At 43.5% G+C, this 20,840-nt stretch carries 19 protein-coding genes and 3 tRNA genes; 4 read left to right on the forward strand and 18 right to left on the reverse strand.

All coding sequences use genetic code 11. The annotated features are described in order from the left end of the window. Window positions 1-81 precede the first annotated feature (81 nt). From OGH69_RS05085 to OGH69_RS05105, 5 genes are all read right to left on the reverse strand, one after another. Complete coding sequence (locus tag OGH69_RS05085; RefSeq protein ID WP_265173371.1) at window positions 82-357, reverse strand: hypothetical protein; 276 nt, start codon at window positions 355-357, stop codon at window positions 82-84. A 202-nt stretch (window positions 358-559) separates the two neighbouring features. Next, window positions 560-3,829, reverse strand: coding sequence for a T9SS type B sorting domain-containing protein (locus OGH69_RS05090; RefSeq protein WP_265173372.1), 3,270 nt, complete (start codon window positions 3,827-3,829; stop codon window positions 560-562). Between the two features lie 330 nt (window positions 3,830-4,159). Beyond that, a tRNA-Leu gene (locus tag OGH69_RS05095) sits at window positions 4,160-4,241 on the reverse strand. Window positions 4,242-4,296: 55 nt separating this feature from the next. Next, window positions 4,297-4,369: transfer RNA gene (locus OGH69_RS05100), tRNA-Lys, on the reverse strand. A gap of 27 nt (window positions 4,370-4,396) precedes the next feature. Next, window positions 4,397-4,469: transfer RNA gene (locus OGH69_RS05105), tRNA-Lys, on the reverse strand. 131 nt (window positions 4,470-4,600) lie between these two features. Between OGH69_RS05105 and OGH69_RS05110 the strand changes: the two genes are divergently transcribed. Then, window positions 4,601-5,116 (forward strand): shikimate kinase, encoded by a 516-nt coding sequence (locus OGH69_RS05110; protein ID WP_265173373.1) that lies wholly within the window; start codon window positions 4,601-4,603, stop codon window positions 5,114-5,116. Here the strand turns inward: OGH69_RS05110 and OGH69_RS05115 are convergent. Both OGH69_RS05115 and OGH69_RS05120 read right to left on the reverse strand, forming a co-directional pair. Continuing rightward, the gene (locus OGH69_RS05115) at window positions 5,113-5,610 is read right to left on the reverse strand and encodes a phosphoribosyltransferase family protein (RefSeq protein WP_265173374.1); all 498 of its coding nucleotides are present in this window, start codon (window positions 5,608-5,610) and stop codon (window positions 5,113-5,115) included. The genes OGH69_RS05110 and OGH69_RS05115 overlap by 4 nt on opposite strands. 47 nt (window positions 5,611-5,657) lie before the next feature. Continuing rightward, window positions 5,658-6,038, reverse strand: a complete 381-nt coding sequence (locus OGH69_RS05120; protein WP_265173375.1) for an RNA-binding S4 domain-containing protein — start codon at window positions 6,036-6,038, stop codon at window positions 5,658-5,660. Window positions 6,039-6,118: 80 nt separating this feature from the next. Here OGH69_RS05120 and OGH69_RS05125 point away from each other — a divergent pair, with 80 nt between their 5' ends. Then, window positions 6,119-7,018 (forward strand): FKBP-type peptidyl-prolyl cis-trans isomerase, encoded by a 900-nt coding sequence (locus tag OGH69_RS05125; RefSeq protein WP_265173376.1) that lies wholly within the window; start codon window positions 6,119-6,121, stop codon window positions 7,016-7,018. A 114-nt stretch (window positions 7,019-7,132) separates the two neighbouring features. On the opposite strand, the gene OGH69_RS05130 is transcribed toward OGH69_RS05125, so the two are convergent. The 8 genes from OGH69_RS05130 to OGH69_RS05165 all read right to left on the reverse strand — a co-directional run bounded on the left by OGH69_RS05130 (window position 7,133) and on the right by OGH69_RS05165 (window position 15,922). Continuing rightward, the gene (locus OGH69_RS05130) at window positions 7,133-8,086 is read right to left on the reverse strand and encodes a transketolase family protein (RefSeq protein WP_265173377.1); all 954 of its coding nucleotides are present in this window, start codon (window positions 8,084-8,086) and stop codon (window positions 7,133-7,135) included. A 143-nt stretch (window positions 8,087-8,229) separates the two neighbouring features. After that, window positions 8,230-9,078, reverse strand: coding sequence for a transketolase (locus OGH69_RS05135; RefSeq protein WP_265173378.1), 849 nt, complete (start codon window positions 9,076-9,078; stop codon window positions 8,230-8,232). A 225-nt stretch (window positions 9,079-9,303) separates the two neighbouring features. Then, window positions 9,304-9,486: a CsbD family protein gene (locus OGH69_RS05140; RefSeq protein WP_265173379.1), complete on the reverse strand. Its 183-nt coding sequence runs from the start codon at window positions 9,484-9,486 to the stop codon at window positions 9,304-9,306. 91 nt (window positions 9,487-9,577) lie between these two features. Next, window positions 9,578-11,317, reverse strand: coding sequence for an SIR2 family protein (locus OGH69_RS05145; RefSeq protein ID WP_265173380.1), 1,740 nt, complete (start codon window positions 11,315-11,317; stop codon window positions 9,578-9,580). 64 nt (window positions 11,318-11,381) lie between these two features. Next, entirely contained in the window at window positions 11,382-12,410 is a 1,029-nt protein-coding gene (locus tag OGH69_RS05150) for a COX15/CtaA family protein (RefSeq protein ID WP_265173381.1), read from the reverse strand. A gap of 170 nt (window positions 12,411-12,580) precedes the next feature. Further along, entirely contained in the window at window positions 12,581-14,014 is a 1,434-nt protein-coding gene (locus OGH69_RS05155) for a CCA tRNA nucleotidyltransferase (RefSeq protein WP_265173382.1), read from the reverse strand. Continuing rightward, on the reverse strand, window positions 14,015-14,590 hold the full coding sequence (locus OGH69_RS05160) for an L-threonylcarbamoyladenylate synthase (protein ID WP_265173383.1): 576 nt from the start codon (window positions 14,588-14,590) through the stop codon (window positions 14,015-14,017). 228 nt (window positions 14,591-14,818) lie between these two features. Continuing rightward, the gene (locus OGH69_RS05165) at window positions 14,819-15,922 is read right to left on the reverse strand and encodes a DegT/DnrJ/EryC1/StrS family aminotransferase (RefSeq protein ID WP_265173384.1); all 1,104 of its coding nucleotides are present in this window, start codon (window positions 15,920-15,922) and stop codon (window positions 14,819-14,821) included. Window positions 15,923-16,049: 127 nt separating this feature from the next. Between OGH69_RS05165 and OGH69_RS05170 the strand changes: the two genes are divergently transcribed. Beyond that, entirely contained in the window at window positions 16,050-17,159 is a 1,110-nt protein-coding gene (locus tag OGH69_RS05170) for a glycosyltransferase family 4 protein (RefSeq protein WP_265173385.1), read from the forward strand. 3 nt (window positions 17,160-17,162) lie between these two features. Further along, a complete protein-coding gene (locus tag OGH69_RS05175) occupies window positions 17,163-18,044 on the forward strand; it encodes an ATP-grasp fold amidoligase family protein (protein ID WP_265173386.1) in 882 nt (293 codons plus the stop codon). A gap of 172 nt (window positions 18,045-18,216) precedes the next feature. Here OGH69_RS05175 and chrA read toward each other — a convergent pair whose 3' ends face one another. Genes chrA through OGH69_RS05190 form a run of 3 tightly spaced genes read right to left on the reverse strand, consistent with a single transcriptional unit; the run spans window position 18,217 to window position 20,654 of the window. Beyond that, a complete protein-coding gene (chrA, locus tag OGH69_RS05180; protein WP_265173387.1) occupies window positions 18,217-19,347 on the reverse strand; it encodes a chromate efflux transporter in 1,131 nt (376 codons plus the stop codon). Beyond that, window positions 19,337-19,771 carry a DoxX family protein gene (locus OGH69_RS05185; RefSeq protein WP_265173388.1) on the reverse strand — a complete coding sequence of 145 codons (435 nt, stop codon included), beginning with the start codon at window positions 19,769-19,771 and terminating at the stop codon, window positions 19,337-19,339. Before OGH69_RS05185 ends, chrA begins: the two co-directional genes overlap by 11 nt. A gap of 25 nt (window positions 19,772-19,796) precedes the next feature. Further along, complete coding sequence (locus OGH69_RS05190) at window positions 19,797-20,654, reverse strand: glycosyltransferase (RefSeq protein WP_265173389.1); 858 nt, start codon at window positions 20,652-20,654, stop codon at window positions 19,797-19,799. Window positions 20,655-20,840: the final 186 nt, after the last annotated feature.

Below are 20,840 nucleotides of genomic sequence, written 5' to 3' on the forward strand. Positions count from 1 at the left end.
GTTAAGAAAAACAAAAGGAGATGCTCTCATCTCCTTTCATCGAAGAATAACATTCTTCAAATCACCTTACTATATGTTTTTCTATTTCACATCTTGTTTTATAAGTTCGCCTGAGCTTTTGTAATATACAACCAGTTGCTTTTCTTCTTTTTTCAATACCAGCTTATACTCGCCAGTTTCTTCTTCAGATATGTAAGCTTCAATTACGGTATAGCCTATATAATTATCGCTGATCGCTTTCAGTACGTTGGCCGATACTTCATCAATTTTGATCTTCCGGTAATTGTTTTTTTGGTTGATGTTCAGTTGCTGAGCATTGTGGGCAATCGACTCTCCTGCGCTTCCACCGAGTGCCATTAAGAATGATATTATCAACAACTCCTTCATATGCAGCGACCTTTACGAATTAACAATATGAAATAATCGTACCAGTCTAAAGGTTAAGTGTAAGGTGTTGTATTTGAGCACCTTTCTTGTTGTGTGGGTTAAAAATCAGTGTAGAATTTCCACAGTTTAGTGTAGAATTTCCACAGTTTAGTGTAGAATTTCCACACTTTAATTACCGTTTCATGGTAAAATGCCCTCTGTGGATTTCGCCGTCTTCTCTCTTTACAACAAACCAATAATCGGTGGAGGGTAGAGGACGGCCATTGTAAGTGCCATCCCAACCTTCACTTTCGGGAGGAAAGGATATTATGAATTTTCCATAACGGTCAAATACATATATTTCCATATCGGGTTCTAGTGACGAGTATTTAATTCGCCAGGTATCATTTACACCGTCGCCATTCGGGGTAAAAAATTTAGGATAGTTGAGCAGGTAGAACATCTGTGTTAGACTGCCACAACCGTTAATATCCCGTATGTGTAAATAATATATGCCTGTTGCAAGATCGCTAAAAACAGGGCTGTCCTGATAAGTATCACCATCAATGGAATATTCATAAGAACCGGCGCCGTTTGCATGTATGGTAATGGAGTTATGATTGTCTGTCCAGTCATCAGTTTCAATTTCATTTATTGAAGGTTCCTCCGAAAGATTTACTGTAATATCAGTTGTAGTTTCACATTCTACATCGCCATAAACATTCGCTACCCTTACAGAATAATTCCCCGGTTCGTCAACCTGTATGGAGTTTGTAGTTTCTCCTGTGGACCATTCATAAGAATCAAATCCGGGATCGGCAGTTAGCGTTACTGGACCATTTCCCTGGCAAATATAGGTTTCCCGTTCCATGCTTAGCTGCGGATATTCTGACACCTGGAGGCCGAATGGGACAACATCGTGGCAGATGGAAATATAATTATGTACAAGCCTCGCATATATTATTTGAGGATTAGCTGTGTTGGTATATAGAATGGGTAAAGGGTCGGCCCCATTATCGGCATCCTCCTGCGTAGCGTGGTAGGTTATGGTATAAACGCTTGGGCTTTGGTCTTCAAGTATCCCGGCATTCTGCTCGGAAAGGTCAAACTCCCTAGATACAGATTCCCCGGGCTGTATGCATTGCATCATCCCTCCGGGATCATGGGCATCAGCCAGTTCCGGCAGGAGGTTAATATTTTCTGTCCTTCGGCCAATATGTCCACAAGCATCTTCCACCACAAACTGATATGAAGCTGCAGGGAGATCGGTAAAAATATTGTTCGTACCATTATCCATAAGAAAAGGTTCGCCATTTCTCCTCTCAATACGATACTGTAATGGTTCAAGTCCAGTGGCTTCTATATAGATGTCATCAGTATTGGGCAGGCAGGAGATGTTGTAAATGTTTTCGATATTGACCCCGTCGTAATAGTTAAAGTTACCCAAAACCTGGAAGCAAATTTTTGATGCAACACCGCTGCCAACAGTCTCAAAAGCTTTTACAATTCTGAAAGAACCGAAATAAAGCAGGTTTACCGTAGTCTGGCTATTTTGCAGGCTTAGTGAGTTTTGTGCAGTGGGAAGTGTGCCTTCGGTATAGACTACATTGGTTGCAGGGTGCACCCATTGTCCGGGCACATCAGGGTTTTCCTTCTGGAGCCAGTAAGTAGGGGTGCCTGAGGAATCATTATCAAAAAGATCGATATCAAAAGAGCTGCAATTCGGGTCAAATGCAAAAGACGTCCCGGTACCGGGCTGGTAGCCCGTGATGGTAATGGTTACCGATCGCTGAATGCCGCATATATCAATGCCATGAAAGGTATACTCCCCTTCAGGCAGGTTATCCATAAACATAACGCCGCCTGTATTGATGTTTGAAGTCACATCATAAGGAAGGGTTTCTTCAAATTCATCGGGTGCATCGATGACAGACAGAGAAGTCAGTCTTCCATTGCCGCTTGATACCCTCACTGCACCTTTTGCAGTAGAGCAATCGGCAAATGCTGTTGCGGTAAAATCCCTCTCAGTAAAGGCCGGAATTATGACTACTACCTCTTCATATTCTATCCCGCAATCATCGATGAGGTTTAGGGTGTATTCTCCAATCGGAAGGTCTGTAACCACCAATGTTCCTGAAGGGTTAATGAAGGCAGTTACATCTGTTGGTACGGGAGCTGTATATTCCGGCGGGCCGGAAATAATTTCGGCAAAAACAATTTCGCGTTCAGGTATGTTTGCCGTTATGCGCCCGAAAACGGAGTAACAGCCATTGTTGCGGCCATTGGCATTCGGTTCAGGGACTATGTATTCAATGGTAAACGAATGGGTTTCGGTTCTTCCGCATGCGTCGGTAATGCTTACGGTATAACCACCTTCAGGTACAGGCTGTTCTTCATTTCCAAATACTATGGGACTATCGTTATAGGGGCCCGGATAATTGCCTGTAAATGCCGCCGGGTCAAATCCGTCAGGTACAGCACTGAAATTAAGGTTAAATGGAGGCATATAGTTGGCAGCTTCCAGTGTAAAGTAAAACCGCCCGCACGGTATTGGATTGAGGTTTTCAGATAAAGAAGGGAGTGGGTTAACTTCCATTCCTGTATTCCCATACTGTATCCCACAGCTATTTGTTACCTGTATATCATAAGTATACGGCTGGCCCGGAATAACAGGGAAAACATTAGAAAATTCCAGTAATGAAGGAGCACCGGTGTCAAAATGGAGTGAAACGATTTGCGGGTCGCCACCGGGTATGTTAATGGTGTAAACAATATCTATTGGATAGCTTATAACCGTACCGGGCGGATAGGAAATGGTATTGGTAATGTTTACAGTAGTGCAGTCGCCCGATAGCACATCATCAAAAATAGGAGGGGATACCGTTGGCTGTCCCACTGCAGTAGACACCGTATATGTTGTTACAACACCCTGTCCGCAATTATTGAAAACCCTGATATTATATTGGCCGGGTGGCAAATCGTAAAATACATTTGTAGCCTGTAGCGGCCGGGTTACCGGGCCGGAAATGATTTCATATTCCGATGCTATCCCTGTCAGTGTTGTAATTTCAATTTGTCCGCCTTCAGAGCAATTGTGTGTTGATGAGGTAATGCTGTATGTGAGCGGTTCAATCTGTTCCTCTATGATTACTTCTGCTTGTTGTATATTGGTTTCAGGGCCAAGCGTTTGCAACGCGATTATTTTGTAGGTACCTGCCGAAAGCCCATCAACAAACAAGCCGGGAGATGAAGATACGGGTACTGTCGGAGCTGAATTATTATAAACAGTAAAAAGGAATATAGCTCCGGGTACTGCATCTGATATACTAAAAGTAAGTGTTCCGTTGCCGGGGCAGGTTTCATTCTCAACATCAACTGCAAAACCAAAATCCGGAAGTTGGGCATTTGCGGCAAGGGTACAAAAAAGTATCCCTGTTACGAAAAATGCTTTCAGGAATTTCATGATTTTTAAATCGACAAATATTAAGTTGCTATCAACTCTCATAGCCGTAATTATTATAGCAATATTAACAAAAAATGACTTTAAAAAGTACAGCTACCTCATATTTAACTAATAAAAGTTGATATATTGTTAACAATTTATTTGTACGAAGCAAAATGGATAATTTTTTGTAAGAAATAATCTTTTAAACAGTTAGGATTTAAAATACCCTAACAAATTTTATGCCTTTTAAGATAAATTTTGTGAGAATTGGTTATTTAGCCTGATATTGGAATTGAAGGATACAAAAAATGCTATTACCTTTATTTAGGTAATAGCATTCATTTTTTGTGACCATGACTGGATTCGAACCAGCACGCCTTGCAGCACCACCCCCTCAAGATGGCGAGTCTACCAATTTCTCCACATGGCCGGTAACATTTCAAATAAAAAAAGTTAAGCATGCTTCGTCGCGGCTTAACTTTTTGTGACCCGGCTGGGATTCGAACCCAGGACCCCATCATTAAAAGTGATGTGCTCTACCAGCTGAGCTACCGAGTCGTGGCATCAGGAAATATAAGGTCTTTGTGACCCGGCTGGGATTCGAACCCAGGACCCCATCATTAAAAGTGATGTGCTCTACCAGCTGAGCTACCGAGTCAATAAATTCATTCCCTGAATGCGGGTGCAAATATACGGATGTATTATTAATTATTCAAAGCGAAATTATTATAAATTTGAGTTTTTTTTGATTAAATTATTCAATACCCTAATTTGTAGGGTTTTATTACTATGAAGAAGATAATTTTGTGTGGGTACATGGCTTCAGGGAAGACGACAGTTGCCCAAATATTGGGTAAAGCAATGGCTTTGCCTGCAATCGATCTCGATGAAATCATAGAACAAAAAGCCGGGAAAACTGTTTCAAGGATCTTTGCCGAAGATGGTGAGATAAAATTTCGCAGGCTGGAACACGAAAGCCTTAAGGAACTTCTTATTCTTGAAGAAGGTTTTGTATTGAGCCTTGGCGGAGGTACTCCCTGCTATGCAAACAATCATGTTTTTCTACAGCAGGAAGATGTAGTGTCAGTTTATTTGAAAACCGGCATTGATGAAATAGTGAAACGCCTTATGCAACAGGAAAAAGGGAGGCCCTTATTGGACAACCTGCCCTATAATGAATTGCAGGAATATGTTGCCAAACACCTTTTTGACCGCAGTTATTACTACCATCAGGCAAAACACATTGTTGCCACTGATGATAAATCTCCTGGTGAAGTGGCGGATGCAATTATGAGTCTTTACTAATCTTCCAGATAAGCGTACTTATCTTCTTCAGAGAGTACTACCTGAACACGTTCCCGAAGCGAGGTCGACAATGACAGGCCTTTAAAATCTGCCTTTACAGGGAATTGTTTGTGATTACGGTCTACGAGTACCGCAGTCTTGAACTTTTTGAGGGGAACATCCAAGAAGTGTTTTACACCATATATAAGGGTTGTACCGCTGTTTAATACATCATCCACCAATACAAGTGATTTGTTTGTATATTCTTCTGCCGTAAGCGATGTTTCAATTATATCTATCGGATTCTCTTTGTTTATCCTTACTTCGCACAATGTCACTCCAAACGGAGCTATCTTTTTTAATTCCTCAGCAATCATTTTGGAAAACAGGTAGCCGCTGTTGGCAACCCCGGCCAAAACTATTTCACTTTCGTCGGGAAACGTTTCATATATCTGGTAGGCAATACGCCTTGTTTTATGCTCAATTTCCTGGCGTGTAAGAATGATATTTTTCATTTGGGTGGATTCGTTTTGTAAATATAAGGCATTATTTTTCGTCAGATTCAAAAATCATCGTCAAAATCATCACCGTATTCATCCAGGTCACGTCGGTCTTTTTTGGTAGGTCTTCCTGTACCCTTAGCACGGTAATGCTCTTTTGTAAGGCGCAGCAGTTCCAAATGTTCAAAGGCCTCTTGTGGTGTTTCGTCTTTTCTGTAAATGTCTACCAATTTTGGGCCAATACGGCTCTTGGGAATGTCCAGTACGGTAAGGATATAATTGATTTGGTCACGACGCACTGTAATTCTGTCTGTCGGAAAAATGTCCCTTGAAGCCTTCGCTTGCTGCCCATTTACGGTTACATGTCCTTTTTGAATGGCCTGAGTAGCCAGGCTGCGGGTTTTGTAGTAGCGGGTGCACCACAAATATTTATCAATCCTCATACTAATTCCTAAAAATCGTTGTTATAATGCCATACAAAAATAAATGAAAATTGTATCTTGCGCCATTAAAAAAAATTAAAATGAATAGAATTTTAAAGGCTTTTGGCCTTCTTTCACTTATAGCTGTTTTTACTGCCTGCAAAAAAGATGATGGTGCCAATGTTGCCCCACCAAGAGATTATGCTGTACAGTATGCTACTGAGAAAGCTGATATAGAGAATTATCTGAAATCACACTACATGACAGTGGATCCGGCAACATTTGATGTAACATTTGCCGAGATACAGGAGGGAGGTTCGCAGGTTTCTATTTGGGACCAAACGGAATACCCGCTTCAAAGTAAAATCGTGAACAGCAACGATGTTGATTATACAGTATATTATATTACACTGAATGAAGGTGTTGGCGATTCTCCTACAAGGGCTGATAATGTTCTTACTGCCTATAGGGGTGAGTTGCTGGATGGCACACAGTTCGATTATACGCCTTATCCGCAAAACCAATCTTCGCTAATGTCATCAATCGAAGGTTGGCAGGAAATTATCCCGTTATTTAAAACAGGTGAGTACATTGATATACCTAATGATCCAAATCCTGCGTCTTTCCAAAATTTTGGGGCAGGTATCATGTTCCTGCCTTCAGGTCTGGGGTATTACAATTCGCCACGTGGACTCATATCGGCATATGATTCGCTGATATTTACCTTTAAGTTATATGATCTTGAGTATACTGATCTTGATAATGATGGTATCCTCAATAAAGATGAAACAGAGCCGGGAATCGACCTTAATGATTACGATACCGATGGTGATGAAACGCCAAACTACCTGGACATCGACGATGATGGCGATGGCTACCTGACTATAGATGAAATCAAAATACCGGGTAGCGATCCGGCAGAATACTATGAGTTTGATGCCATACCAACCTGTACGGGGGGTACAGTCAAAAGGCATCTTGACCCCACTTGCCACAACTAGATAACAGTCAAAAATATATCCCGATGTCGTAACGGCATCGGGATTTTTTTGTAATGTACAAGCAAAAAATCCCGCTCATTTCCGAACGGGATTTGTTTATAATGATGGGAAAAATTATTTTCTCCTGATCACTTTCTCAGCAGCTTCAACAATCGCCTGGTTGTTGAGTTTGTATTTTTCCATTAATTGAGCCGGAGTTCCTGATTCGCCAAAGCTATCATTAACAGCTACAAATTCCTGCGGTGCGGGGTGGTTAAGCGACAGTGTACGTGCAACACTTTCGCCAAGGCCTCCAAGAATATTGTGCTCTTCAGCAGTTACTACACAGCCTGTTTTGGCAACTGATTTCAGGATGGCTTCCTCATCAAGCGGCTTGATAGTGTGGATGTTTATTACTTCTGCAGAGATGCCTTTCGCTTCCAGGGCTTCAGCTGCAATAAGTGCTTCCCAAACCAGGTGGCCGGTGGCGATAATGGTTACATCATTGCCTTCGTTTAGCAAAACTGCCTTCCCGATAACAAACTCACCATTCTCAGGCGTGAAGTTAGGCACTGAAGGCCTTCCGAAACGAAGGTAGACAGGTCCGTGGTGTTCAGCAATGGCAATTGTCGCGGCTTTTGTCTGGTTGTAATCGCAGGTATTGATGACCGTCATGCCCGGAAGCATCTTCATAAGGCCAATGTCCTCAAGGATTTGGTGAGTAGCTCCGTCTTCGCCCAGGGTAAGCCCGGCGTGCGATGCACATATTTTCACATTCTTGTCTGAATATGCAACTGACTGGCGTATCTGGTCATATACCCTTCCGGTAGAGAAGTTGGCAAAAGTGCCTGTAAAAGGTATCTTTCCGCCAATCGTCATGCCTGCTGCCATTCCTATCATATTGGCCTCGGCAATACCCACCTGGAAGAAACGCTCAGGGTGGTTCTTTTTAAAGTCGTCCATCTTAAGCGAACCGATTAGGTCGGCACAAAGGGCAACGACATTTTCATTAGTTTTTCCAAGCTCGGTAAGGCCTGCACCAAAACCCGAACGTGTATCTTTACTTCCTGTATTTGTGTATTTTTTCATTGAATTTCAGATTGTAAGTTTGAATTTCAGATTGTAAGTTTGAATTCAGATTTCAGATTGCCACTCATTCCAATTAAGGTTGCGGGGGGGGGTCCGGCACGAGTGAAGCTTAATCTGAATTCTGGAATCTACAATCTGAAATATTAATAATCACCAAGTGTTATCGCATTCTGTGCAAAAGCAAGCTGTAGCTGCTCATCGTTTGGCGCTTTGCCGTGCCATGCATGCGTGTGCATCATGTAATCAACGCCATTACCCATTTCGGTGTGCAGCAATACGCAAACCGGCCTTCCTTTGCCTGTACGTTCTTTGGCATCGGTCATGCCCTTGATGATGGCTTCGATATCGTTACCTAAAAGGATTTCCACAACATCCCAACCAAAAGCAGTGAACTTGGCATTCAGGCTGCCCATTGGCAATACTTCGTCGGTTGGCCCGTCAATCTGCTTGCCATTAACGTCGATGGTTGCGATGATGTTATCCACTTTATAAGCTGCTGCATACATGATGGCCTCCCAGTTTTGCCCTTCCTGGAGCTCGCCGTCGCCATGGAGGCTGTATATGATATGATTGTCACCGTTAAGCTTTTTTGTTTGTGCCGCGCCAAGGGCAACACTCATTCCCTGCCCAAGCGATCCGGATGCGATGCGTACGCCTGGTAGGCCTTCGTGTGTGGTAGGGTGGCCCTGCAGCCTTGAGTTGATGTGGCGGAAAGTAGCCAGTTCAGGTACGGGGAAGTATCCGCTGCGTGCAAGTACGCTGTAGAATACAGGTGAAATATGCCCGTTGGAAAGAATGAAGATATCCTCATTTAAGCCATCCATGTCAAAGCCTTCCTTACGGTCCATCAATACCTGGTAAAGCGTTACCAAAAATTCGGTGCAGCCAAGCGATCCGCCCGGGTGGCCAGAATTTACGGCATGTACCATACGCAGGATGTCCCTTCTTACCTGGATTGTTAAGTCGTTAAGTTGTTGTGTGTTAGGTTTCATTTGTCAGTATAAAATTAAACTGGTGCAAAAGTACTTTAATTTTTACGACTGGCAAACCCAATAAAAGAATTCAGCCACGAATTGGATGATTTTATTGAGTATCAGTAAAGCTCAATATGAAATCTACAATTTGAAACTTCAAATGAAACAAAAAAAACTGTTCGATAAGCAATTACACTCATAGAACAGTTTCGGAATATGTGGTACGTTTCCCAAGGGAAAAGGCTATTGGAATAAAGAGAGTATCTCCTTTTTTGCCTTGCCTAATTTCTGCTCAAGTTTTCCCCACATTTCATCTTCTTTGCCTTCCTCATACGTAACGTCGTCGTCTGTAAGTTCGGCATATTTCTGTTTCAGTTTTCCTTTGAATTCGTCCCAGCCTCCCTGGATCTCCGTTGAATTTGGCATGATGTATATTTTATTAGTTGTTTTCCGTATTGTAAAATTACAACCTGTTTTTGCCAAATTGATGGTAAGGAAATTATAAAGCTATGCTAAATTAAAAATGAACCTGTCGTAAAAAATCTATAAGTTTGTTTCTAATATCTCGATAATGTTCATATGATGAGTTAAACATGCCAGATATCAAAGGAGCCCAATCGTTTTGGAGAATTTCTGCTTGACTAAAATGATTTTCTATGTAGTCTTCGTCGTTTCTCCAAGCATGCCTCCAAATATACTCTCCAACAGGTGCCCAAGATGTTATCCTGGGCTGTTTGGATAAATAATTTAAAGATATATAATATTCGAAAATGCAAAAATTCTCTATAAATTCCTGATCATTTGATGTTATATCTTGAAAAAATGGCTTAAGGTTTTCGTGTAAATATGTACTCAAAGGTGTTTTGTAATTTTTTTCCAAAATACTATTTGCAACATCCCTATCAATTGTAAAAGAGTGTAATTTTTCTACAATAAAAACTTTAGAATAATCTTCCGGAACTTTAAAAATTTTAAGTTGAAATATTTTATTTAAAAGCGTATAATTTTGATTTATAATGCACGAAATTCCAATACTATAAAAGACAAATAATCCTGGTATATATTGCATCCTTTTTGAATCATCATATAGCGATCCTATAAAATTAATAGGCTCTGTTATAATTTTTAATACCTTTAACAAATATTCGTGATGATATTCTTCCCCCCAAATGGTAGTTGTAATTGACATAGGAAGAATTATGTCTAGGTTAGAAATGTAGTAATCTAATACTGGTTTTAAATTTTCTTTATTGGGATAAAGTCCTGCATTAAACTTCAATCTTCGCTTTCTGTCTAATTCTTTTGCCTCATAAGTTAATAAGTCAAAAAGTAAAATTTTATTTTCTTCTTTAGTTATATACTTTTTTATTCTTGCTACAGCGATATCAGCATTAAGTGGATGATTATCATTTAAATATTCCAAAGCTTGGATTTTTTCAAATATCTCAAAGAAAAATTTATCTGCACTATCAATTTGAAGAATTTGCCCTTTTCGATTTTTAGCTAATTCAATTAGTTCAGGTTCACAATTTCTTAGGTAGCACCAATAACTTCCAAACCTATAGTTGTTTGTTTGTCTAATTGATTCCAGTAAAGCCCTATCCCATTTTCCCGACCACCCACAAGAAATAATCCCAAAGTCATTAAAGATTGTACTTAAATATTCTTTTAAAGAAATATCGTAATCCTGTAATTCTGTTTTAGTATTTAAAAAGCGACTATCCATATAGTCTCCATTGATTTTTATGATAGTACATTGAGAATGTACCAAAGGCATAGCGCCTTGAATATCAGTAAAATGTTTAATAACTTGCGGCTGGATATTTTCCAAATCAAGAGCCTTTTCTAAAAGTTTATCAAAGTTGGTTGTTATGATAACTTTGATAAGACCTTTTTTGACAAGTTTTGCAATATGTTGATGTGCTAAAGTTGGTTTCTTTAAACCATTTTCGGAGTCTGTCTCAGAAATGTCAAAATATGGTTTCATTATGTTTAACCTTTCTGAAGGAGTAGAGGCTAATTTTTCAAGTAAATTGGAATAGTCAGGTTCCTCTTTATACTTTTCAATGAACCAGTCTTCTAAATTCTCAACAGAGGTATTGCCTTCTAAAACAGACAACTTCTTTAAAAGATCCATAACGACATCCCATCCTGTTGGAATACCTGAATTTCTTGATATCCCGCTTCCTAATAAAAGAGCATAAACTCCTTTATTACTAAACATTGAGAAAGCTAATGAAGTTGTAATATTATCCATTATTGTGTTTTTAAAATATAAATTTATAAAAACAGAATGGATGCAGAAATTATGTGGATGAATTTTAGTGTTTCCTCTTGATTTCCAGTATCATGTAAAACTGCACCCCAAACAATACCGATGCCATAACCAGGTGCACGCTCTGCATGCCGAACGGAAAATCAAGATAGTACATTGCAACACCAGAAGCAATCTCTAAGAAAATCAGCCACATAACCCAGTTTGTTTTGGTGTAGCCAAGGTTGAGTTTCCTGTTGCGGAGGTACAGCCACAGGTTGATGCCAAATACCACGAACGAGAAACTACGGTGAAAATAGAATGCCACCAGCGGGTTGTCCAGTACCAGGTTCATATTCTCATAGCCGAGCATTTTTACGCGTTCATCTACAAACTGGCGCACCTGGGTGCCCAATACTACCTGTATGAGTGTCAGTGCTAAAGAAATCCATAACAAGGTTTTATAAAGCCTGTCCTGCTTCATTAAAGTTAAGTTGGACGATAAGCTCTTTGCCTTGTCAAGTATGTATAGAATAAGCCCTGCTATCACCAAAGCCATTACCATATGTATCGTGATCTTCACCGGATTCAGTACCGAATAAACTACCGTTGCGCCCAGCCAGGCCTGGAATCCCATAAGCAACACGCAAAGCCACGACAATAATACGATACCGGTTTTTGTTTTCCGGAAAGCAGCTACTGAAAGGACAGCCATTGCAAAAACTGCCATCCCAGCCAATGCCCCTACAAGGCGGTTTACATATTCAACCCAGGTATGCACGGGATTGAACTCTGCATAGTCATGCTTTGTGTAGGCTTCCCATTGTGCCGCGTCATATGCTGCGCCTGTGGTGAAGGTCTCTTTCGCTACCCACAGCTTTTCATCCTTAATGATCACCTGCCCCTTGTGGAACTCATGGTTAGCCGACCATTGCAATTCGGATATATCAGTTGGGGGGATGTAGTAACCAAAGCACTTTGGCCAGTCAGGGCAGCCCATACCGGAGCCGGTCATGCGTACGAGTGCGCCTGCTACAATTACGAGGTATACAAGTACCAGGGATATTTTTGTAACTTTTATGAAAAGCTTTTGCATCTTAAAAATTTATTGCGAATTACGGATGTTGCCGTAATGTATTATATGATGTTGGTCACTTTTATATTGCGCTTTGTCATTTCCATTATGGGGAAATCTCAATTCAGGATATGGGATTTCTCCACTCCGCTGCGCTTCGGTCGAAATGACACTGAAGCCATGGCGCTAAACTATGAACCCTGAACCGATAACCCCATCTTCCCCGCTTTCTCCATCATGAAAGCATGCGCTGACTCGTAATCATTATGTATCTCGCCCTCAAGTATAGCCTCTTTAATGGCTTCTTTTAAAGTGCCAATCTCACGCCCGGGCTTTAGTCCGAATGTTTCCATGATCTCTTCGCCTGTAATGGGCGGTTGGAAGTTGCGCACATGGTCACGTTCCTCTACCTCCACGATCTTTTGGCGTACGATCTTAAAGTTGTTATGGTACTTTTTAAACTTATTCGGATTCTTGGTCGTGATGTCGGCTTCGCAAAGTGTCATCAGGCTTTCAATGTCCTCACCGGCATCAAATACCAGCCGACGCACAGCCGAATCGGTCACGATGTCCTGCGACAGCACTATCGGGCGCGAACTCAGCATCACCATCTTTGATACGAACTTCATCTTCTGGTTCATAGGCATGTGCAGGCGCTCAAACAGTTTTTTCACCATCTTGCCGCCCACAAACTCATGCCCGTGGAATGTCCAGCCCACTTTTTTGCTGAATTTCTTAGTCGGTGCCTTGCCTATATCATGCAGCAATGCCGCCCAGCGCAGCCAAACATCATCGGTATTTGGGGCTATGTTGTCCACTACCTCAAGGGTGTGGTAAAAATTGTCTTTATGCCTTTGCCCTTCTACTTCCTCAACGCCTTTGAGGGCTGTAAGCTCAGGCAGGATGATGTCCAGCAGTCCTGTTTGGTATAATAATGTAAACCCGATGGATGGCACCGGGGCTGAGAGTATCTTGTTCAGTTCGTCTACAATGCGCTCGCCTGAAATGATCTTTATGCGCTCCTTGTTTCGCTCAATGGCCTTTAGCGATTCCTCTTCAATGGTGAAGTTAAGCTGTGTGGCAAAGCGTATGGCGCGCATCATGCGCAACGGGTCGTCGCTATAGGTAATGTCAGGGTTTAAAGGTGTGCGAATGACCTTGTTTTTCAGGTCTTCCACGCCGTTAAAAGGGTCGACCAACGCGCCGAAATCCTCCCCGTCAAGCGAAAGCGCCAGTGCATTTATAGTAAAGTCGCGGCGGTTCTGGTCGTCTTCCAGCGTGCCGGTCTCGACATGTGGGTTACGGCTGTCTTCGGTATATGATTCCCTGCGCGCACCTACGAACTCGATGTCGATGTCCTCAAACTTGAGCATGGCAGTACCGTAAGTCTTAAAAATCTGCACTTTAGGTTTTTTTGGCAATAGCGACGAGACTTTTTGCGCCAGGTCGATGCCACTGCCTACAGCCACGATGTCGATGTCTTTTTTAAAGTCACGCTTAAGCAGCAGGTCGCGCACAAAACCGCCAATGACGTAGCTTTTAACATCAAGCTCCTTTGCGGCCTGCGAGGTAATGCTGAATATTGTATTGGTAAGGGCTTCTTTGTATGAAGTATTGTTTTCCATTTAGGGTCGAATCACTTTTACCTGCAGGTTGTTCCCCAGCTTGATGATGGCCGAAGGCTTTGCAGATACTTTTTCACGGTGCAAATTTACGATATAGTCTACGCCGTCCAAAATATGATGGTCTATTTCTTTGAAAGAATTGGGCGTAGGCATCCCGCTGATATTGGCCGAAGTAGACACAAGGGGCTTCTTCATGCGCTCCATCAGCTTGTAGCAGAAAGGCTCCTTAACCAGGCGTACGCCAAGGCTCTTATCTTCTGCAATGATGTTCGGCGCCACGTTGCGCGGGTTGTCCAGAATCAGGGTAGTGGGCTTTTCGCTAAGGTCGAGTATCTGCCAGGCAACCTCCGGTATCTCCCTGAATACATTGTGCATCATGCGGTCGCTGTTCATCAGCACGATCATGCTTTTGCTCTCTTCGCGCTGCTTCAGGGCGTATATTTTCTTTACGGCTTCGGGATTAGTCGCATCGCAGCCAATACCCCACACAGTATCAGTTGGGTACAGGATAATGCCGCCGTTTTTTATGGCTTCAAAGGCGTTATGAACCTCCTGGTTTATGTTTTGATCTGACATTTTGATCTGTTTAAAATATTTTTAGTTCCCTATACCCCTAAAATCATATTAAATATAGGATTTAGGGGTGAGCCGGGGGTGTTTTTTTGTACCGATAAATATGACTTTTGATGGCTGACATGATGATTTTTGGGTATGGTTTTCTTTTATGTGAACTACAATCCCAAAATCGGGTCCTTCCGAGTCATTTTTCATTCGCAAAAAGTTGAATTTTACGTTATATCGAAATTATTTATAGCTATTTATTGTTTCAATAATTTTTTGCAATTCTTCCTTGTTCATCACCGGGCTTACCGGCAAACTCAAAACCTCCTCATGTATTTTTTCCGTGATCGGGAAGGATAGGTTATTCAGTTCCGGGTACGCTTCCTGCTTATAGGGCGGTATGGGGTAGTGGATGAGCGTCTGGATACCGTTCTCCTTCAAGTATTGCTGCAGCCCGTCACGATCTTTCGTCCGAATGACAAACAGGTGCCAAACATGTTCCCTTTCATTATCGGGAAGCCACGGCAATACTATTTCAGGATGTGTTATATTTTCCAGATAGTAGTTCACAACGTCCCTGCGTTTTTCATTCTCCGCATCAAGGTACTGCAGCTTTACATCCAGAACCGCTGCCTGTATCTCGTCCAGCCTTGAGTTCAGACCCCGGTACCTGTTTACATACTTTTCTTCCGATCCGTAATTCGCCAGTGCCCTCACCGTTTTGGCTAATGCGTCATCATTGGTAGTGACTGCACCGCCATCGCCCAGCGCCCCGAGGTTCTTGCCCGGGTAAAAACTGAATCCTGACGCATGGCCCAGGTTGCCTGTCTTTATGCCATTCCATTCCGCGCCTATGGCCTGCGCGTTGTCCTCTATTATTTTCAGGCCGTGCTTTTGTGCCAAGGCCTTCAGTTCTTCCGAAAACACCACCCGCCCGTACAGGTGCACGATCATGATGGCCCTGGTCTTTGCCGTAATGGCAGCTTCAATTTTGGAAATGTCTATATTATAGGTATCGATGTCCGGCTCCACCAGAACAGGCACCAGCCGGTTATCGGTAATGGCGAGTATGGAGGCAATGTACGTATTTGCCGGAACGATCACTTCGTCGCCCTCCTGCATGATGCCGAGCTCCATATACGCTTTCAGTATCAGGCGGAGCGCATCCAGCCCGTTGGCCACGCCAATGGCATTTTTGCATCCGATATATTGGACCAGGTTGGCCTCAAACTGCTTTACCTCGTCGCCCAAAAGGTACCACCCGCTCCTGAAAACCTTCAGCAGGCGCGCCTCAATTTCCTGCTGGTGCAGGAGGTTTATTTTTTGCAGGTCGAGGAACTTTATCATTTTACCGGATTTGACAAACAAAAATATAGAAACTTTATAGACAACGCCATTAAAAAACATTTCCTTTTTGTTTTGTTGCCTTTCGGGCACGCCGATTTTATTACATTTGCGCAACTAAATGCAATGTATGAGGCTACTACAGGTTACGGCATCAAAAGGCTGGCGCGGGCACGAGCAGAAGATCATCTATCTGTATGAGGCGTTCCGTGATTACGGCTATGTAGAGGACCAGTGGATCGTTTGTGTAAAGGATTCCGAGATATATAAAGTGGCCCAAAGCAAGAACATGCAGGTAATAGGCATGGACCTGGGTGGCGAGTACGACCTCAAATTTGCCAAAGCGCTAAAGAGGATAGCCGACGAAAACCGCGCCGACATCGTGTTCATACACAACAGCGAGTCGCATACCCTTGCTGTGCTGTCGTCGCTTTTCTATGGGCTGAAGATACCGTTGGTGCTGTGCCGTACGCTCATCAAGAGGGTAGATACCAATTTCCTGCGTAAATGGAAATACAATTACAAAGGCATCAAAAAGATCATCTGCGTGTCGCAGCCCGTGGTCGAAGTGCTCAAATATGCCGTGAAGGACCACAGCAAGCTGTGCGTAGTGGGCAGCGTGACCGACATCAATAAGTTCCAACACACCGATACCGGTATTTTGCGGAAAGAGTTCAACATCCCGCAGGATATGAAGATCATAGGCAACATTGCGGCATTTACCGCAATGAAGGACCTGTTTACCTGGGTGCGTACCGTGGCCGAGCTCAAAAGCAGGGGTGTGAGGGCTGCCTACATCATCATCGGCGATGGCCCGCAGGAACCCGAAGTGAAGTCGCTGGCACAGGAGCTTGGCGTATACGATGACATCATCTGGGCCGGTTTCCGTAAAGACATCCCGCAGGTGCTCCCGGAGTTCGACCTGTTCCTGTTTACCTCCAACAACGAGCCTACGGGCGGGGTGCTGCTGGAATCGTATGCCTGCCGTGTACCCATTGTAGCTAACAATGCCGGGGGTATCGGAGAGGTGCTCATTCACGGCAAAACCGGGCTGATGGCCGAAGTAGGCAACCCATCGTCTTTTGCCGACAAGGTGCAGGAACTGCTTTATGATGAACCATTACAAAAGAAATTTACCCATAACGGCTACGAATTCCTGAAGGATAACTTCACCAAGGAAGTGATCGCCAAAAAAATGTTTGACGAACTCAACGAAGTACTAATTGCTTCCAAAAAATAAACTATGAACTTTTTCAAAAGGAAATTCTATCGTTTTTATGTAGATTATCTCAGCGCCTATTCGGATAACGATATAAAATACGTTAAGGCCCAGTACTACCTCAAGAATGAGCGCCATCTAAACCTTGAGGAACCTGAAGAGTTCATGGAAAAGATACAGTGGCTCAAGCTGTTTCATTATACGGGGGCCTACAAGGACTTTGCCGACAAGTATGAGGTGCGCAAGTATGTCAGGGATAAAGTGGGTGACCACATACTCAATGATATCTATGGCATTTACGAATATCCGGAGGAGATCGACCTTACCGAGCTGCCAAACAGCTTTGTGCTCAAATGCACCCATGCATCGGGCACGAACATCGTGGTGAAGGACAAAAGAAGGCTGGACTGGCCGAAGGCTGCAAAGCGCCTAAAAAAATGGCTGGCGGCCAATTACTACAAAAAAAGCCGCGAACGAATTTATAAGGATATCCATCCCCGCATCATCGCTGAGAAATACCTGAGCGAACTGGCCGACGGTTCCCTTATCGACTACAAATTTTACTGTTTTCACGGCAAGCCGGAGTATGTGCTTGTAAAGGTAAATGAAGGGGGGACCGACAAAAAGTGCTATTACAGCATGGACTGGCAAAAGGTACTGCCCGAAAATCCGGGTGCCGGCTTCCTGATGACCGACATCCCCAAACCATCCAACTTTGATGAAATGAGGGAGGTGGCCGTAAAGCTATCCGAAGGCTTTATCTTCATGCGCGTCGACCTGTATTCTGTTAACGGTAAAACACTGTTTGGCGAAATGACGTTCTTCCCGACCGGAGGCATCAAGCGCCTGGCGGTGGAAAGATTAAATAAGGAAATGGGGGATTTGATAAAATTGCCGGCGAGGTAAAATGCTCCGCGAAGTCTCCTGACTTCGTGGAAGTGATGGCATGTCTCTGACATGGGTAAAAAGGTCTGGAGACCTTTAAACGCTCCCGCAAAGTCGGGAGACTTCGCGGAACAGTAGTACACAGCATCAGTTGACTGCGGATGGCTGTATGCAGTCGCCGTTGTTCTTTACGTCACATGAGTGTCAATAAATAACCCATTAAGGAACCGCCCAAAACAACAAACGCGCTGTTTAATTTCTTATATCCTAATAAAACAGCCATACTGATAACTGCGATTAAAATTGTCCGCCAATCGGTTATTGTTTCTTTACCCATCTCAATACACACTGCTGTAATGATGGCGACAGACACTACGTTTACAGCGTCTAAAAAGGCCGAAAACAGTTTTGAATCCCGCATTTTCTTTACGATTGGGTTTAGCAGGGCGACAAAAATAAAAGAAGGTAAAAAAATGGCGATTGTCGAAATGATTGCCGCTGTCCACTCATTAATCTGGTAGCCGATGAAAGTTACGGATGAAAAAACAGGGCCGGGCGTAATCTGCCCTACCGCAATGGCATCAATCAATTGCTGTTTTGTCAAAAGCCCTGCAGATACTAACTCCGTGTCCAAAAAAGCAAACAAGGCATAGCCGCTCCCATAGAGGATGGCTCCGATTTTCAGGAAAATCAAAAACAACCTTGCGTTGGTTTCGGTAAGTAAGGCGCTATTGGCAACAGGAAATAAAGCCAGTGGAATGAAAACGTTGAGGTTTTGCTGTTTCCTGTTGTCCAGGTAAGCTGCGCCCGATGCCAAAAAACCTGCTCCAAACATCAGGTAAATTTCGTGGATGCCATACAAAGAACCGATCAGGGCAACTAATCCGGTAAGGATTAATCCTGCCGACTTCAGTGATTTCTTGGCCAATGGAAAAATGGCTGCCAGGATAATGGCAATAATGGCAGGCTTTATTCCGTAAATGAACGGCTGTACTTCCGGGACCTGCCCGTATTGCCTGTAGAGGTAAGCGAAAATGCCGGTAACTAAAACGGCCGGTAAAATGAAGCAGGTGCCCGCCAGGATCAGGCCTTTGTAACCGCCTTTTTCGCGCCCTATATGAATTGCCATTTCGGTACTGTTGGGGCCGGGAATCAAATTCGTTGCCCCCATCAGGTCCAGGAAGTGCTGTTCGGACAGCCATTTTCTTTTGGTGACCACTTCGTGCTGCATCATGGCTATATGGGCAGCCGGCCCGCCAAAGCCAATGATGCCCAGCTTCAGGAAAAGTCGTGCAATTTCGTTTAAAGGCGCATTATGCTCCATTTTTTGAGAGGCTTTTGTCAGCCGACCACATACCGCCACCTTTGATCAACAAAAAAATACTGCCCAGGAGCATTGCCCAATCGGTCCGGCTTCCGTGCATCATTTCCCAAAAGCCTTTTTCGGCCAAAACTTCCGATTTGGTTGTGGCAAAAGCTACGAGCATGATAATGATAAGCGGGATGCTTGCCGGTCGGGTTAAGAGTCCAATGAGGACCAGCGTTCCGCAAATAATTTCGGAGACTCCAACAAAACTGCCTAAAAATTCAGGCGAAGGCAAGCCTATCTTTGCGAACCTTCCCGCGCCAAGTATGTCGGCAAATAAAAATTTCTGTATCCCTTCGGAAAGAAATACGGCCCCAACCATCAACCTGATCAGGATTGTTGTTTTTGAGCTGTCTGTATTTAATACCCTGTTCTTCATCATTGCCGGATGTTATGTGGTTAAAAAACTACTTTCCCTTCAGTCGGTAAATCCCCAATGCTTTTTTAAGCGATTTATTGAACAGCACCCAGTTTACGTACAGGCCGTTCTTGAAACTGGTCCACCACCATGCAGCGTGGGGGAGTATGCCGCTGCTTATGGTCGCTTCCATCGGTTTGGACACGATGAAGTCATTCTTCACATCGTCCCATTTGATGTTGCCGTAGCCGTCAAACTCGTTCACCTTGTTCTTCTCGTGGATGATGGACATCCACAGCCTTTTGTCGGTCACCTGCTTTACACGGGTCTCATTTTTCCAGTGGTTGTGGTCGTTGGCCCACACGGTGGTAGGGCTTTCGTTCTTCTCGATCAGGCTGATGAACGGGTTGAAGATATGTTCCTTTTTGCCCAGCATGATCACGGGCTTTATTTGCAGCGAATAGCCTTTTATCACGTCGATGGCAAGGTAATCCTGGTTGTTGAACTGTTTCTGCACCTCGTCGATGAAAGTGTTTCGGATGCAGTCGTCGTTATCGATGCGCGAGGTGATGAGGTAGGGCTTGCCAACGGTTTCGGCAGTGATGAGCTTTTGTATCTCGGGGTAGAAAGCCGGCATGCCCTCAATGTAAAACAGCCTGATGTTCGGCTCGTTTCCAATGATGGCGGCAATCTTCTGCCTGTAGGTTTCGGGCGTGGTCACATCAAAATAGATGAGCCACTGGAAATTTTTGTTTACCTGTGCCGCCACCGACGGGAAGCAGAAGTTCTCGAACAGCCACAGCCGGTGCTCCAGCCACTCATCGGTAAGCAGGGATTCGTTGTTTTTGGTAACGTCCCACTTTGGGTTTTTCAGGTTAAAGCGGGTAATGAGGTAATGGCTGAACATAATGCGGCTTAGGTTGATAATTACAATCTAATTTATTTAACCACATAGATACATAGGTTTAAAGCCTTGAAAAGGGATGCTTAAGGACACAAAGCGTGAAGCGTAGCTTCATCTATGTGGCAATATGCTGTCTCACGGCTGCCAAAAGCACTATGAACCCTATGTTTCTATGTGGTTATGATATTT

The organism is Flavobacterium sp. MFBS3-15 (assembly GCF_026107645.2).
GTDB lineage: Bacteria > Bacteroidota > Bacteroidia > Flavobacteriales > Flavobacteriaceae > Flavobacterium.

Coding starts and splice junctions, on each gene's coding strand:
- OGH69_RS05085 (WP_265173371.1), bottom strand. CDS start 357: ATGGCACTCGGTGGAAGCGCAGGAGAGTCGATTGCCCACAATGCTCAG.
- OGH69_RS05090 (WP_265173372.1), bottom strand. CDS start 3,829: ATGAAATTCCTGAAAGCATTTTTCGTAACAGGGATACTTTTTTGTACC.
- OGH69_RS05110 (WP_265173373.1), top strand. CDS start 4,601: ATGAAGAAGATAATTTTGTGTGGGTACATGGCTTCAGGGAAGACGACA.
- OGH69_RS05115 (WP_265173374.1), bottom strand. CDS start 5,610: ATGAAAAATATCATTCTTACACGCCAGGAAATTGAGCATAAAACAAGG.
- OGH69_RS05120 (WP_265173375.1), bottom strand. CDS start 6,038: ATGAGGATTGATAAATATTTGTGGTGCACCCGCTACTACAAAACCCGC.
- OGH69_RS05125 (WP_265173376.1), top strand. CDS start 6,119: ATGAATAGAATTTTAAAGGCTTTTGGCCTTCTTTCACTTATAGCTGTT.
- OGH69_RS05130 (WP_265173377.1), bottom strand. CDS start 8,086: ATGAAAAAATACACAAATACAGGAAGTAAAGATACACGTTCGGGTTTT.
- OGH69_RS05135 (WP_265173378.1), bottom strand. CDS start 9,078: ATGAAACCTAACACACAACAACTTAACGACTTAACAATCCAGGTAAGA.
- OGH69_RS05140 (WP_265173379.1), bottom strand. CDS start 9,486: ATGCCAAATTCAACGGAGATCCAGGGAGGCTGGGACGAATTCAAAGGA.
- OGH69_RS05145 (WP_265173380.1), bottom strand. CDS start 11,317: ATGGATAATATTACAACTTCATTAGCTTTCTCAATGTTTAGTAATAAA.
- OGH69_RS05150 (WP_265173381.1), bottom strand. CDS start 12,410: ATGCAAAAGCTTTTCATAAAAGTTACAAAAATATCCCTGGTACTTGTA.
- OGH69_RS05155 (WP_265173382.1), bottom strand. CDS start 14,014: ATGGAAAACAATACTTCATACAAAGAAGCCCTTACCAATACAATATTC.
- OGH69_RS05160 (WP_265173383.1), bottom strand. CDS start 14,590: ATGTCAGATCAAAACATAAACCAGGAGGTTCATAACGCCTTTGAAGCC.
- OGH69_RS05165 (WP_265173384.1), bottom strand. CDS start 15,922: ATGATAAAGTTCCTCGACCTGCAAAAAATAAACCTCCTGCACCAGCAG.
- OGH69_RS05170 (WP_265173385.1), top strand. CDS start 16,050: ATGAGGCTACTACAGGTTACGGCATCAAAAGGCTGGCGCGGGCACGAG.
- OGH69_RS05175 (WP_265173386.1), top strand. CDS start 17,163: ATGAACTTTTTCAAAAGGAAATTCTATCGTTTTTATGTAGATTATCTC.
- chrA (WP_265173387.1), bottom strand. CDS start 19,347: ATGGAGCATAATGCGCCTTTAAACGAAATTGCACGACTTTTCCTGAAG.
- OGH69_RS05185 (WP_265173388.1), bottom strand. CDS start 19,771: ATGATGAAGAACAGGGTATTAAATACAGACAGCTCAAAAACAACAATC.
- OGH69_RS05190 (WP_265173389.1), bottom strand. CDS start 20,654: ATGTTCAGCCATTACCTCATTACCCGCTTTAACCTGAAAAACCCAAAG.